Origin of the sequence: Pseudothermotoga elfii DSM 9442 = NBRC 107921 (assembly GCF_000504085.1) — a bacterium.
Classification (GTDB): Bacteria; Thermotogota; Thermotogae; order Thermotogales; family DSM-5069; genus Pseudothermotoga_B; species Pseudothermotoga_B elfii.
In genome coordinates this window covers 1,533,514-1,547,406 of the sequence record NC_022792.1, presented here as the reverse complement: position 1 = coordinate 1,547,406, position 13,893 = coordinate 1,533,514, and the positions used below count along the sequence as shown (strand labels likewise).

The following is a 13,893-nucleotide window of genomic DNA, read 5'->3' as shown; positions in this document are numbered from 1 at the left end:
GTCGTGAATTGTGAAAAAAGAAGAAATTTTAAAAACCTTGCGGGACAATATGGGTGAGATAAGAAAGTTTGGAGTTAAGAAAATAGGAATATTTGGTTCTGCTGCCAGAAATGAATTAAGAGAAGATAGCGATATTGATTTTGTTGTCGAGTTTGAAGAAGGCAAGGGAAACATGAAAGATTTCATAGGACTTATTGATTTTCTTGAAGCTTTGTTTAGCAGGCAGGCAGATATACTCACCCCATGTGGGATAGAAAGCATACGAATAAGTTATGTTAAAGAAAATATAAAAAAGGAGCTGGAGTATGTATAAAAGAACGAATAAAGAATTCCTTCTGGATATGATGGTAGCATGTAAAAGAATGATAAGATACACGGAAAATATGAACTTTGAAAACTTTTCTAAAGATGAGAAGACAATAGACGCAGTGATTAGAAATGTAGAAATTCTTGGAGAAGCGGTGAAAAATATGTCTTTAGAATTTAAAGAAAAATATCCAGAAGTCAAATGGAGTATGATCGCCAGAACAAGAGATAAGCTAATACATTTCTACTTTGGATTGGATATAGAAGTACTTTGGAAAATATTAAAGGATGATATACCAGAACTAAGGCAAAAGCTTGAGTATATAATGCAAAAAGAAGGATGGCAAAATGAAATTTGAGAAGTATAACCTTCTCAATCTTTTTGTTTCAATTGATTTTAACGAATTGAGAGAATAAAAGATAATGGAACTTCATTTTAAAACTTCACATTTCAGAAGATATGCAGCCACAAGTTGTACCAGATTAGCATCGAGATGAAAATCTCTCAAAGTGAGAAAATCAATTGAAAATCTTTTCGAGCTCGAATAAATTTCTAATTGTTTTGACGTCATACTGCCTCAATTTTTCTTCTTTATATTGCACCCTTCCAGACTCTCCCTCTATAATTGCACCAGCGTGGCCCATCCTGACTCCTTCGGGCGCATATCTACCTGCAAAGAAAGAGAATATTTCTCCATCAAAACCTTTCTCTCTGGCATATTTGATGCCGTTTACTTCGTCATTTCCACCTATTTCGCCAATAACCATGACTTTTCTTATACTCATATTTTCAATTTCATCAAATGCTTCTGCAACGTTGGTGCCTACTACTGGATCTCCTCCGAGCCCCATAGCGATCTTTATGCCATCTGCCTTTGAAATAATCCTGGCAATTTCATACATCAAGGTGCCACTTCTTGAAATCAACGCAAATTCACCGGGTTTAAAGTATTTTTCCGGCATTATCCCCACTTTCACTTCCCCAGGAACAATCACCCCTGGACAATTTGGTCCTACAACTTTTATGCCAAGTTTTTTCGAAATCTTGGTTATTTTCAGTGCATCGTGAATAGGAACATGCTCGCTTATGATGACGATTTTCTTGATGCTATTTTCTACAGCGTCAAGAAAGGCATTCAGAACTTCTTCTTTTGGAACAAAGATGATAGCAGTATCGGGATTTTCTTTTGCCTCTTTCAGTGTCTTGTAAACTGGGATACCCTCAAATTCTGTGATTTTTCTTTTTGAAACACCACAAATAATATTTGTGCCATAGTTTTTCATTTTTATTGTATGATGACTACCATATTTTCCAGTAATTCCATAAACACAGACCCTGTCAGATTTACAAAACATAGCTCTCCCTCCTTAGAGCGTTTATAAGATCTGTGGTGCTGTCGAAAACCTTTATTCCATTTTCTGTTAAAAGTTTTCTGGAAAACATCTCATTGTTTCCTGTTATTCGGGCGAAGATTTGAATTTCCGGGTTCTTCCCTTTACATTCGATGATTGCTGAAGCAATTTCCATAGTATCGGTAATACCACCGAATATATTTGCGACTATTTTTTTATTTCTTTTACTTAGATCATTTAACACTTTCAGTGCATTTTCTTTTTTTGCTCCGCCGCCGAGATCGCAGAAAGCGCCGGGTTTAAGGCCGCATTCGATAACTGCATCGAAAGTTGCCATGACAATACCGGCTCCACAACCAATTATTCCCACATCACCTTGAAGTTCAGGATCAAAGCTGGGAATTTGTGGACACCAATTTTGTCTATAAAGAGCATTTTCATCGATATGCATAACACAATCCAGCATCATATATTCATCTTTGTTGTTGAAAGCGATCGGATTAATTTCAAGAAGTGTCAAATCTTTTTCTATAAAAAGATTTACCAGTTTATAAGTTATATCACGTACGTGATCTGGTAATTTACTGATATCTTCCATCTTAATTTTGACTATTTTTTGCTTTTCCACATCTTCTATATCAATCCCGCCGAATTCGGAATAGAGTACTGTTATATCTCTAATGTCTCTATCAATCAATATTGATAAATATTCTTCTCTATCGTGTTCAAAAACTTCCTCAACGAGCACCTTTGTACACTTTTCTCCTTTTATTTTTCTTCCAAGTAGATATGAAATTTTCTGGTAAGTTTCTTCGTATGATCTGGAGAAAACCACACCACCAGCTTTCATTCTCCCTCCAACCAGAACCTGGGCTTTCAAAACATGTGGAAGATCGAGTTGTTCAAGATCTCTTCGTTCAAAAGGCCCGTTGATCAATACGGATTTTGGTACATTAAATCCGTTTTCTTTTAGAACATTTTTTCCGACATATTCGTGAATTTTCATATCCTCACCTCCACACAAACAAAAATTTCCCAAATAGCCCTCAGCTATCGGGGAAGAATACACCTAAGGCAGGTCTCCCGGCTTCTGGATCATCCTACTCTCCGCGCCTTCCCGGATTGTACCAGTGGCCTTTCTGCGGATTTCGTCCCCAGTTACGGTTGCTGGGCAGCTCCGGATTTTCACCGGATTCCCTTTTAATCCATAAATGGAACCTCAGGTGGAAAATCATATTCAATTTTTACTATCTAAGGATAGAATATCATAAATGCTCTAACGATTGCCAGTTATGATATTTTTCTTTTTTGCGTATCGCTCAGGTCTAATCCAAGTGTCCCACCCGGATTCATAATGTTGTTGGGATCAAAGTATCTTTTTAAAGCTCTCATAACTTCAAGCTGATTTTTTCCTATACAGTTTTCAAACCATGGTGCAAATAATTTTCCTATTCCATGGTGATGACTCAACGCCGCGCCGTGTTTTACTATATTGTCGAGTATTCCGCTCTGGTACTCAACAAATTCCTCGATATTTTCAAATTTTCCTATGAATATGAAATACAGGTTAGTTCCCTGAGGGTAGAAATGCGAACAGTGGCTCATAACAATAGTTTTTGGCCTTTGTTTGCAGTATCTTCTGACGTTCTCCCAGACGTATTCAATTTGATCCCATGCCACGGCACATTCAAGGGTGTCTATTACTATGCCAAAATCGTTCAGATCATCTCTGAGGTATGGGTCTGTGAATCTGCCATGTTCCCAGGATTTTGCCACAAAACCTGTGGTGTACATCGCACCGTATTTTCTTGCCAGTTTTATTATGTTTCTTTTGACGTTTTTTGCGTAATTTTTCTCTCCCTGCGCTATGCCAAGGAGTAAACATCTTTTCATGGGCTTGAAACCCCGCAGGCTTATCATTTTGTCTATCAACGTATCTTCAACACCATAGAGTTTCAATGCAACATCTGTTTCTTCAGGATCTGATAATCTCATCACCGAAGGAACTCCAAATTGGGATTGCATTATCTCTTTGGTTGCTTCTATCGCGCTGTGAAAATCTGGAAAGATAAAACTGAACCTTTGGTCGTTTTCTGGAAGATATCTGAAGATTCTGAGTGTAGCCGAAACGAGTAATCCATAAGCACCTTCACTACCAATGAAGATCTGGTCTATTGATGGACCTAAAGCGGCCCTTGGGTATTCTTTTGTAATGATTTCTCCTACCGGGGTTATATATTCTTGGCAGATCACAAGATCCTCAATTTTTCCATAATATGTTGAATTTTGTCCCGCACCTCTTGTGACAATCCACCCACCAACGGTGGAGCCCTCAAAAGATTGGGGCAGATGACCGCAGGTATATCTATGCTCTGCGTTGAGTTCTTCAGGTGCGTTGTTCAATTTTCTCTCAAGCTCCGGGCCGTAGATACCCGGTTGAACTGTAACGGTGTGGTTAGTTTCATTCAACTTGAGAATTCGATTCATATGCTTTGTAAAATCTATGCACACACCACCGTTTACACATTCAGTCCCTCTTGTTACTGTTGAACCTCCTCCTCTTGGATAAACTGGTATTCTGTTTTCGTTGCAATACTTTACTATTTCCACGACATCTTTTTTATCTTTCGGAAACAAAACCGCATCCGGGAGATTTTCTATTTTCTTTTCTCTCAATCTCATCAAATCAAGCATAGTTTTCCCAAAACTTGCCTTTACTCTGGAGTAATCGTCTGTTTTTACGTTCTCGGCTCCAAGAATATTTTCGAAAACTTGAATGTGTTTCGAAGAAAGTTTTATCGGTATATCGACTTTTACCTGTTCAAAGCCTGGATTTACAGGATGCTCAAAGTGTTCATCAGATAATTCAAAAACTTGTTTCATCAATCTGTAAAGTCTTTTATTCGGGTGTTTAAAGAAATTTGGGTTTCCCCATTTAAATATCGATCTGTAAGAACCAGCGGGGGGTGCCTGTTCAATCCATTTGGGTTGAAATTCCATTTCTTTCACCTCTCAACATTCTGGATAACCAGTTATCTTTTGCATGGATCTATACAATGGACACAATCTGGCATACATTTTTTTGTAAACATGTTCATAAAGCTGGGAGTAAAGTTTTGCACGCTCTTTATTTGGAATAAATTGCTTGCTGTATCTAACCATTTTTTGAACAGCATCCTCAAAGGAAGAATAGTATTTTATTCCAACAAATCCGACTATGGCTGCTCCCAAACCAGAACCTTCGTAGGTTTCACCCCTGACCGTCTCTTTATTCAGAACATCTGCCAAAGTCTGGCAAACAAAATCTGATTTTGATCCTCCGCCTGTCACCATGACTTTTTCAATAGATGTGTGGGAAACTTTTTCTATTTTTTCTGCCGCGTCTTTCAACGCATAGGAAAGACCCTCTATTATTGCCCTATATAGATAAGCTCTGTTATGCACATCCCCAAACCCTATGATTGCCCCTCTTGCTTCTGGCATTTTCAAACCGGCGCCCCAATAAGGCTGAAGCATCAAACCAAGCGAACCAGGCTTGGTTATTTTCAACAATTCGTCAAAGACATCTTCGGCTGTTATGCCTTTTTCCTGTGCTATCTGAGATTCATAACTGCCAAACTCTTTCTTAAACCAGCTAACCATCCAGAAACCCCTGAATATCTCGACTTCTGGATTGAAACGATATGGAATCACAGCCGGGTATGAAGGCATGAATTTTAACGGCTCAAGGTATTTTCTGGAAGTTATTTGCATCGTGGTTGTTGTACCAAGGCTTGCACATGCAACAGATTCTGTCAAACATCCCAGCGCAATAGTTTCACAACCTTTGTCTGATCCAGCGGCTATTACTGGAGTTCCTTCTGCAATTTGAGTCAGCTGTGATGCTTTCTTTGTTAGAGTTCCTATCACAGTTGCCGGTTGGGCCAGATCGGGAAGTTTGTCTTTCTCTATTTGAAATAAATAAGGCTGATAATCGTGTTTTGGATCAGCCCATGTGAGTTTTTTGTAGTTAAATGGTATGTGACCTATTTGATTAGCAACCGAATCTATGAACTTACCAGTGAGAAGATAGTGAAACCAACCAGACAGCAACAGAAACTTGTGAGTTTTCTGCCAGATCTCAGGTTCATTCTGTCTGACCCAGTTTGCCTTACATTTTTTTGCCGAGATCATAGCTGCTTTGTTCATTCCAACTATCTTAAAGCCTATTTTGTAATGTAAAGGCAGTCTGCTGTCAAACTCAGCCATTCGTTGATCTAACCACAGGATTGCTGGCTTCAATGGACTCCCATCTTTGTCCAAGAAAACACAGGTATCTCGCTGTGTGGTTACTGTTACAGCTGTTATCTTTTTCCACAGAGCGCTGTTTTTTTCTTTAACAATCGAGCAGGCTTTTGAGAGTGCTTTTATGTAAACTTCTACATCCTGTTCAGCCCAGCCGGGTTTTGGTGAGGTGTAAGTTTGTGGGTATTCTTCTTTATGCATTTCTACTAATTTACCATCTGGATCAAAAAGAAGTGCCCTCAAGCTTTGTGTGCCGCAGTCTATTGTAAGTATCACATCAGACATACTCTATCACCTTCGATGTACCCGTTGCCACAAGATTTGCACCTGTTTTGGCTATGTTTTCAAAGACGATCTCTCCTCTTGTAACAGGTTTTTCAACAACAATTTTTTTCACACAGTCCATCACTTCTTTAAAAGATTCCAATGGTATAGGTCTATCTGTTTTTACCGGAAGCAGTTTGTGGCCAATTGTAGCAACGGTTGTACACAATATCCGCTTCGGGTTCAAAAGGTCGTTTTTGGCAAATTCAAGACCTCTCGGGCAACTGTAGCCACGAAAAGTTGCATTATTTTCGTCCAGGATTTCAATCTCACATCCCTTTGGGCAAACAATACACACTATTTTTTTGGTAGATTTCTCCACATTTTCTCCCCCCAAACCTGCAAGTTCGATAGCAATTTTACCCCCAGAAACCTCAAAATCAACAAATTCAGTTTGCTGTGGCCTGATTATCTCAAAAGTCTTTTGAGTAATTACCTCATTAGATCTAACAAGCAATTTTGCATTCTTTTTCTGATATTTTACGCGGAAAAACAACCTGATTTTTTCCTGACAGGGGAAACTGATTCTCTGAGGTACACAATAAGCAATATCGTTTGAAAATTCTATCTCTGAATAACTGTTAACTGTAAGTAACCCTTTTGAATACAGCGCTGCCGATCTTCCTGCGATCTTACCGGTTTGCGTCACATAATCTACAAGGTCGTGCACGTGCAGAGCATTCCCGCAACTGAAAACACCCTTTACACTTGTCATCATATTTTGATCAACAACTGGTCCTCTTGTTTTTTCGTCCATTTCTATTCCAAGTGACTCTGCAAGTTCATTTTCTGGTATTAATCCAACAGCCAGAATTAATCCATCGCATTCTATTATGCGGGCAGTAGAAGGAATGGGTTTTTTATTTTCATCGACTTTCATTATTTCAACAGCTTTTAATCTTTCTTTTCCGAATACTCTTGTCACTGTATGGGAAAGAAACAGAGGAATCTTGAAATCTTCCAGACATTGAGATATGTTCCTTGCAAGTCCAGATGGTTGCGATTGTATCTCATAAACCCCCAGCACCTGCGCCCCTTCTAATGTTAATCTCCGTGCCATTATCAAGCCTATATCTCCACTTCCGAGTATTACACACCGCTTGCAAGGCAAAAGACCCATTATGTTCACCAAGTATTGAGCAGTACCAGCTGTAAAAACACCGGCAGGCCTGTCGCCGTGTATAAAAATCTGTTTCGATGTTCTTTCTCTACAACCGGTAGCAAGGACAATTGCTTTGCTTTTTTTGATAGAAATTCCTCTATTATTTTGAATAGTTACATAGAAAAAATCATTCTCTTTTTTGATGTCAAGCACGAAGCTCTGAAGCAAGACGTCTATGTCAAGCTTGTTCAGTTTTTCTATATATCTTTCGGCATATTCTGGACCTGTTAATCTCTCCCTGAATTCAATCACTCCAAAGCCATCGTGAATGCATTGCTTTAAAATTCCCCCAGGCATAGGTTCTCTTTCCACAACCAGAACTTTTGCTCCAAAATTATTAGCTGATACCGCCGCAGATAGTCCTGCAGGCCCTGCCCCAATTACCAGCACATCGTAATCAGCCATGTCAATCACTCCTTGTTTTAGAAACCACTATATATGAAGAGCCACCTTTTTTTGTCAGATTCAGTACATCTATCTTTTGCTGAAGTGTCTGTAAAACATATGGGGTGCAAAAACCTCCTTGACACCTTCCCATACCACAGCGCGTTCTCCATTTTATGCCATCGAGGGTGGTTGCTGGTAAGGGTGAATTCACGGCTTTTATGATCTCTGCTTTTGTCACTTCTTCACATCTACATACAACAACGCCATAATCTGGCTCTTTTTTAATGAGTTTCTGTTTTTCTTCAAGTGGCAGATCTTTGAATAAAGGTTCACTCTTTCTGGCAGGTATAAATTCGGTGTTTGGCAGAACTTTGATCTCATTTGAGAGAATTTCTATACACATTTTGGCAATATCCTGTGCAATTGCCGGGGCACTTGTTAAGCCCGGGGATTGTATTCCAGCAGCATGAACTAAGTTTTTCACCTTTTCTGACTTTTCAACTATGAAATCCTCTTTGTAAGTTGCTGCCCTTGTACCGGCAAAGTATGTTATGACATCTTTTAAACCAAGACCTTCAACAAGTTTTGCGTGCCTTTTAATCAGTTCATTGAGGCTATCTTCATCTGTACTGTAATCTTCTTTGAAAGGGACTTCTTTTGCAGTAGGACCAAGTAGTAAATTTCCATGAACAGTTGGAATTAACCCCCCACCTTTTGTAACTGATTTTGCTTGAGTTATGTGTGGCATAGAAACAGTCAATTTTACAAGATTTTGTTTTTTTCTGTCTATTATTGCCATTTCTCCTTTTCTTGGATGTATGGTGAAAAATCTATCATTAGCAAGTTCAGCAATATAATCAGCCCAGAGCCCGGCTGCATTAACAACTACGCGAGGAAAGATTCTTCCTCTATTAGTCTGGACAGAAACAATTTTTTGTTGATTAAGTTCCATTGACTCAACAAAGGTCTGGAAAGAAAATTCCACGCCATTTTGAATAGCATTTTCAGCAAAAGCAAGGGTCATCTTAAAAGGATCGACAATTCCAGCACTTTTGAAAAAGCAAGCCCATGCAAAGTCGTCGGTTATTCTATGCTCAATCGATTTCAATCTTGCTTTTGAAAAAAATTGAATTGATTCAATCCCGTTTTTTCTGGCCCGAGAATGGATGAGCCCGGCGGCAACAAAGTAAATCCAGTGTTTGAACAAAATTGCCATGCCATTTTCTTCGAATGGAAAATCAAGTTGTTTAGAAAGTTCAGGTAACATTTTCAAACCACGTTGATTGTACAGAGCTTTCTTTGAACCTGGTCTGGGAGCAATTGGCGGGTGAGCCATACCTGCATTTCTTGAGCTTTGATGCATCGCTATGTCACTTTCTTTTTCAACTACGAGTGTACTTATTTTGTATCTTGATAGCTCTCTTGCTATTGTACAGCCTATAATTCCAGCTCCGATGATCAAAACATCGATTTTTTTATTTTCAAGTTTGTGGTCCTTTATATCAGGTTTTGATGGATTGTCTTTTTGAAGGCCTCTGCATTCTATCAGATTAACTACACCTTTTTCTGCAAAACGCGATGCAATTTTTCCAGCACTGACTACCTTTTCCCAATTGTCAACAATGCCTTCAAGGACTATTGAGCCGTCTTTTTCATATACTTCAATGCTTTTTGAAATCCTTCGTTTGAGAGTTTTTTCAAGGTTGATGATCTTAACCACCCCCTGTCATACGGTTGTCCGTACATCCTGATCTTAACTTATTGTTGTCTTTTTGTCAAGCTGTAACATTCAAGAATCAAAAGTCGCGTAAATAAGCCTTACAGGAAGGAAAGATATGCATATATTATGTTACAAAAAATCTCAATGTAATATATCAATGTCTATTATGTAACTTTAAAATAATATTAATTACCAAATAGAAACATAAAGTGAGATAAAATTCTTTTACAGGATAGGTAATATTAAGCATTAGTAAAAATATTATTTTACATCACATATCATAGGGAGGTGTTTCATATGAAATTCAGGTGTCTGTTAGCTCTGGTTACCATCATGTTGATAACTCTTGTAGCTTTTGCTGAAACTTTTCCTTCAAGGCCTGTGCAAATTATAGTTCCATGGTCGGCCGGAGGAGCTACTGATGTACTTTTTAGAGCAGTGGCCTCTGTTTTTCCAAAATATGCAAATGGACAACCTCTTGTTATTAACAATATTCCGGGTGCAGGTGCCGTTACAGGGGTGATGGAATTTCTAAAGGCAAAACCTGATGGTTATACACTGTTTTCACTTGCCACTCCTATTATCACAAAAATTCACTGGAGCGATGTTAAATTCACTGTTGATGACTTTGTACCTGTTATAAACATTGTCAATGACCCCAGCTATATTCTGGTTAAAGCAGATTCTCCATACAAAACTTTAAGCGATTTAATTGAGGCAGCAAAGAACAATCCTGAGACAATCACAATGGGGAATGGTGGTGCCGGTGGTGGGAATCACCTTGTAGCAGTTGCATTTGAAGATTTTGTGGGGATCCAGTTTATTCATGTGCCATTTAATGGCGGTGCGCCGGCTATCACAGCATTAGTTGGTGGTCATGTGGATGCTGTAATGGCAGCAGCTCCAGAGGGTGTTAGCAATGTTCAGAGTGGGCAGTTGAGAGTACTGGCTGTTCTCGGTGCATCAAGACTTTCCGTCTTTCCAGATGTTCCAACATCGGTTGAGTTAGGATACGATTTCAGACTTGGAATGTGGCGTGGCGTAGCTGCTCCAAAAGGAACACCATCAGAAATAGTTGAGACTTTACACGATATTTTCTATAAATGTATCAATGATCCTGAATTTCTTTCAAAAGCGAAAGAACTTGGTAGTGTTATATCCTATATGAATTCCGTGGAATTTTTCAATTTTGTGAGACGGCAAAATCAATTCTGGGAAAATCTTATGAAAAACAAGAAACTTGGAGAAAAATATGGAAAGTAACCTCCTCCCGCTTCGGCGGGGGGATATCGAGGAGGATGCTTGTGACTTCTCGCAAAAACGATTTTCTTTCTGGTCTGATTGTGTCGATCTTAGGATTAGTTTTTTTCCTTGGCACGATAGGTATTAAACCCGTAAAGCTCGGTTTGAGCCCGGCAGATTTTCCAAGATTGATAACGGTATCTATGATGATTCTTGGGGTTGTATTGTTGATAAAAGGCTTGTTAGTGAAGAATGATGAAACAAAGAAAAAAAGTGACACATCGGTTTTCTTGAAACTTATTTGCTTGGTCGTCATGCTCTTTGCATATATTTTGTTGATGGATAAAATAGGATTTCTCTACCTCACCCCGTTCTTAATCTTTTCATGTGCGTATTTGTTTGGTATGAAAAATTTATGGTTGAATATCGTTTTAAGTATTGTTGTTACTATCTCAGTCTATTATGTTTTTTCTCAGGTTTTCAAAATTCCACTTCCGCGTTTTTCGTTATGAGAGGTGTATAAAATGCTGGGTTACTGGATAGATGGAATTAAAACTGCTTTACAGCCTTCTTCAGTTATGTTGATGCTACTTGGAGTTGTTGGAGGTTTAATTGTTGGGGCTTTGCCCGGAGTAACTTCTTCAATGGGAATAATCTTACTTTTACCGTTCACCTATTATCTCGAACCAAAATTGGCTCTTTTGATGCTTGTTGGAATGTATTGTTCATCAATGTTTGGAGGGTCGATATCTGCTATTTTGCTTAGAACACCCGGTACACCTTCCGCGGCAGCAACGGCGCTGGACGGATATCCACTTGCCCAAAAAGGCAAAGCAGGAAAAGCTATCAGTGCAGCGTTAATAGGTTCTGTATGTGGAGGTCTTGCAAGTGGTCTTTGCATGATTTTTCTTGCTCCGTTTCTTGCAAAGATTGCCTTGAAATTTGGACCTGCAGAATATTTTTCTCTTGCTATTTTTGGCCTGACTATAATAGCAAGCGTATCAGGTAGAAATCTGGTGAAAGGCATCATTTCTGGTTTGATAGGCTTATTACTATCTGTAATTGGCATCGACAATATAAGAGGAACAGAGCGGCTCACATTTGGCATAAGTGCCTTTGAAAATGGTTTCGAATTTCTTCCAGTACTGATAGGTGTTTTTGCTGTATCGGAGATTTTCGGTCGCATAGAGAGAAAACAAAAAATAGAGCAGACAACAAAAACAGTAAGTGGGCTTTTGCTGACAAAAGATGAGTTCAAATCTATTTTAATTCCTATAATGTTCGGGATTGTGATAGGTACTTTTATCGGCGTGATACCGGGGACTGGGGGAACAATAGCAACTTTCCTTGCATACAATGAGTTAAGAAGGTGGTCCAAAAATAAAGAAAAATTTGGTCAAGGTGCTTTGGAAGGTGTGGCTGTCTGCGAAACCACAAACAACGCTGTTACTGGTGGAGCTATGGTTCCGGCTCTATCGTTAGGAATTCCAGGTGATGCTGTTACAGCTGTAATGCTTGGTGCGTTGATTCTGATAGGCGTTCGTCCTGGGCCGCTTTTGTTTACAGAACATCCAGACATCGTTTATACGCTTTTTGCAGGATGGTTTATTATTCAATTTTTAATGCTGATAGTTGGTTTTGCTTCAGTTCTGGTGGCACCAAATATATTGAAAGTTCCGGATGAGATTCTTATGCCCATAGTTATGGTTTTATGCATCGTTGGATCTTTTTCACTGCGAAATAATATCTATGATGTTATGGTTGCACTTGCTTTTGGTGTCATAGGATATCTGATGAGAAAAGCCAGATTCCCATTACCTCCACTTGTTTTAGGCTTGATTCTCGGACCACAAGCAGAGCAGAACCTAAACAGGGCTCTTTTAACATCAAAAAATGATTGGTTGATTATTTTTAAACGTCCTATTTCTCTTACGCTTCTTATCTTTGCATTTGCGTCTGTTGCCCTGTCTTTACTCAACTCTTACAGGGCTACAAAAAGGGAGGTTAACCGATGACAAGAATTGAAGAGGTAAGAATAAAACTTTCGAGGGTTAGGAATTTTTTAGACAAACATGGGCTCTCGGCAGTCCTTTTAAAAAAACAACCGAATTTTTCATGGATCACCGGCGGAGGGTTGAATATGGTTGGTATAGCTACGGAAATTGGGGTTGCTTCTGTGTTGATTACCCGAGAGAGCTGCTATATCCTGGCAAATAAGATAGAGTCTGAAAGAATGAAAGATGAAGAGTTAGGGGAGCTCAATTTCGAGATAATCGATTATGACTGGTTTGAAAATAAAGAGCTTGAGATTGTGAAAAAAATTGTTGATGGTAAAGTTGGTTGCGATGTTCCTGTATCTGATCTGAATTACGTTGAAAATGAGATAAACAAATTGAGGTATGAACTGACAGAGTCTGAAATAGAACGTTATATGTATCTTGGAGAGATACTTTCCAGATCGCTTGAAAGCGTTCTACTTTTCGTGAAACCAGGTGATAGTGAAGCGAGTGTAGCAGGAAAAATAAGTGAACAACTCTGGCAGTACAGAATAGATCCTACTGGATTTATGGTTGCGGCAGATGAAAGAGCTCGCTTGTACAGACATCCCATTCCCACATTGAAAAAAATTGAAAGATCTGTAATGGTGTCTGTGAATGCCAGATACAAAGGCTTGATAACCACAGTTACGCGTATGGTTTATTTTGGAAAAGTCCCGGCAGATGTGGTTACACAGTACAGAAATAATGTGGAAATTGAATGCATAATGATTGATAAAACCAGAGCAGGAGAAAAAATGAATGTCCCTGTTCTTGCTGCTATAGAAGAGTATAAAAGACGCGGATATCATGAAGAATGGAAATTTCATCATCAAGGTGGGCCAATGGGATATTACGCACGTGATATAAGAGTGACTCCAGCATGTGACGAAATTATAAGGCGAAATCAAGCCTTTTGCTGGAACCCTACAATAAGCGGCACAAAATCCGAAGACGGTTTTATAGTTACAGAATCTGGACCAATTATGATAACTAAACCATTTATTTTTCCAAAACTCGAAATAGGAATCGGCAATGTCAGATTTGTCAGACCTGATATTTTTGTGATGTAGGGAGGT

The 13,893-nt window shown here is 38.9% G+C and carries 12 protein-coding genes and 1 riboswitch; of the genes, 6 read left to right on the top strand and 6 right to left on the bottom strand.

Features of this window, described 5'->3' with window-relative positions; translation table 11 throughout:
- Positions 1-10: 10 nt before the first annotated feature.
- Both TEL01S_RS07480 and TEL01S_RS07475 read left to right on the top strand, forming a co-directional pair.
- Positions 11-313 (top strand): nucleotidyltransferase family protein, encoded by a 303-nt coding sequence (locus TEL01S_RS07480; protein WP_012003496.1) that lies wholly within the window; start codon positions 11-13, stop codon positions 311-313.
- Positions 306-665: a HepT-like ribonuclease domain-containing protein gene (locus TEL01S_RS07475; RefSeq protein WP_012003495.1), complete on the top strand. Its 360-nt coding sequence runs from the start codon at positions 306-308 to the stop codon at positions 663-665. Before TEL01S_RS07480 ends, TEL01S_RS07475 begins: the two co-directional genes overlap by 8 nt.
- A gap of 160 nt (positions 666-825) precedes the next feature.
- On the opposite strand, the gene TEL01S_RS07470 is transcribed toward TEL01S_RS07475, so the two are convergent.
- The 6 genes from TEL01S_RS07470 to TEL01S_RS07445 all read right to left on the bottom strand — a co-directional run bounded on the left by TEL01S_RS07470 (position 826) and on the right by TEL01S_RS07445 (position 9,536).
- On the bottom strand, positions 826-1,662 hold the full coding sequence (locus TEL01S_RS07470; protein WP_012003494.1) for a succinate--CoA ligase subunit alpha: 837 nt from the start codon (positions 1,660-1,662) through the stop codon (positions 826-828).
- Positions 1,652-2,665 carry an ATP-grasp domain-containing protein gene (locus TEL01S_RS07465; protein WP_028843879.1) on the bottom strand — a complete coding sequence of 338 codons (1,014 nt, stop codon included), beginning with the start codon at positions 2,663-2,665 and terminating at the stop codon, positions 1,652-1,654. The genes TEL01S_RS07470 and TEL01S_RS07465 overlap by 11 nt, the downstream gene beginning before the upstream one ends.
- A 50-nt stretch (positions 2,666-2,715) precedes the next feature.
- Positions 2,716-2,896, bottom strand: a riboswitch (cobalamin riboswitch).
- Positions 2,897-2,949: 53 nt separating this feature from the next.
- Complete coding sequence (locus tag TEL01S_RS07460) at positions 2,950-4,659, bottom strand: FAD-binding oxidoreductase (protein ID WP_012003492.1); 1,710 nt, start codon at positions 4,657-4,659, stop codon at positions 2,950-2,952.
- Between the two features lie 12 nt (positions 4,660-4,671).
- Positions 4,672-6,228, bottom strand: coding sequence for an FGGY-family carbohydrate kinase (locus TEL01S_RS07455; protein WP_012003491.1), 1,557 nt, complete (start codon positions 6,226-6,228; stop codon positions 4,672-4,674).
- A complete protein-coding gene (locus tag TEL01S_RS11205) occupies positions 6,221-7,834 on the bottom strand; it encodes an FAD-dependent oxidoreductase (RefSeq protein ID WP_012003490.1) in 1,614 nt (537 codons plus the stop codon). Before TEL01S_RS11205 ends, TEL01S_RS07455 begins: the two co-directional genes overlap by 8 nt.
- Before the next feature lies 1 nt (position 7,835).
- Complete coding sequence (locus TEL01S_RS07445; protein ID WP_028843880.1) at positions 7,836-9,536, bottom strand: NAD(P)/FAD-dependent oxidoreductase; 1,701 nt, start codon at positions 9,534-9,536, stop codon at positions 7,836-7,838.
- A 297-nt stretch (positions 9,537-9,833) separates the two neighbouring features.
- Between TEL01S_RS07445 and TEL01S_RS07440 the strand changes: the two genes are divergently transcribed.
- From TEL01S_RS07440 to TEL01S_RS07425, 4 genes are read left to right on the top strand one after another with little or no spacing between them, the layout of a single operon-like run.
- A complete protein-coding gene (locus tag TEL01S_RS07440) occupies positions 9,834-10,799 on the top strand; it encodes a tripartite tricarboxylate transporter substrate binding protein (RefSeq protein WP_028843881.1) in 966 nt (321 codons plus the stop codon).
- A 35-nt stretch (positions 10,800-10,834) separates the two neighbouring features.
- Positions 10,835-11,290, top strand: coding sequence for a tripartite tricarboxylate transporter TctB family protein (locus TEL01S_RS07435; protein WP_012003487.1), 456 nt, complete (start codon positions 10,835-10,837; stop codon positions 11,288-11,290).
- 12 nt (positions 11,291-11,302) lie between these two features.
- Entirely contained in the window at positions 11,303-12,793 is a 1,491-nt protein-coding gene (locus tag TEL01S_RS07430) for a tripartite tricarboxylate transporter permease (RefSeq protein ID WP_012003486.1), read from the top strand.
- Complete coding sequence (locus tag TEL01S_RS07425) at positions 12,790-13,887, top strand: M24 family metallopeptidase (protein ID WP_012003485.1); 1,098 nt, start codon at positions 12,790-12,792, stop codon at positions 13,885-13,887. The genes TEL01S_RS07430 and TEL01S_RS07425 overlap by 4 nt, the downstream gene beginning before the upstream one ends.
- Positions 13,888-13,893: the final 6 nt, after the last annotated feature.

Coding starts and splice junctions, on each gene's coding strand:
- TEL01S_RS07440 (WP_028843881.1), top strand. CDS start 9,834: ATGAAATTCAGGTGTCTGTTAGCTCTGGTTACCATCATGTTGATAACT.
- TEL01S_RS07475 (WP_012003495.1), top strand. CDS start 306: ATGTATAAAAGAACGAATAAAGAATTCCTTCTGGATATGATGGTAGCA.
- TEL01S_RS07470 (WP_012003494.1), bottom strand. CDS start 1,662: ATGTTTTGTAAATCTGACAGGGTCTGTGTTTATGGAATTACTGGAAAA.
- TEL01S_RS07430 (WP_012003486.1), top strand. CDS start 11,303: ATGCTGGGTTACTGGATAGATGGAATTAAAACTGCTTTACAGCCTTCT.
- TEL01S_RS07455 (WP_012003491.1), bottom strand. CDS start 6,228: ATGTCTGATGTGATACTTACAATAGACTGCGGCACACAAAGCTTGAGG.
- TEL01S_RS11205 (WP_012003490.1), bottom strand. CDS start 7,834: ATGGCTGATTACGATGTGCTGGTAATTGGGGCAGGGCCTGCAGGACTA.
- TEL01S_RS07425 (WP_012003485.1), top strand. CDS start 12,790: ATGACAAGAATTGAAGAGGTAAGAATAAAACTTTCGAGGGTTAGGAAT.
- TEL01S_RS07465 (WP_028843879.1), bottom strand. CDS start 2,665: ATGAAAATTCACGAATATGTCGGAAAAAATGTTCTAAAAGAAAACGGA.
- TEL01S_RS07460 (WP_012003492.1), bottom strand. CDS start 4,659: ATGGAATTTCAACCCAAATGGATTGAACAGGCACCCCCCGCTGGTTCT.
- TEL01S_RS07435 (WP_012003487.1), top strand. CDS start 10,835: ATGCTTGTGACTTCTCGCAAAAACGATTTTCTTTCTGGTCTGATTGTG.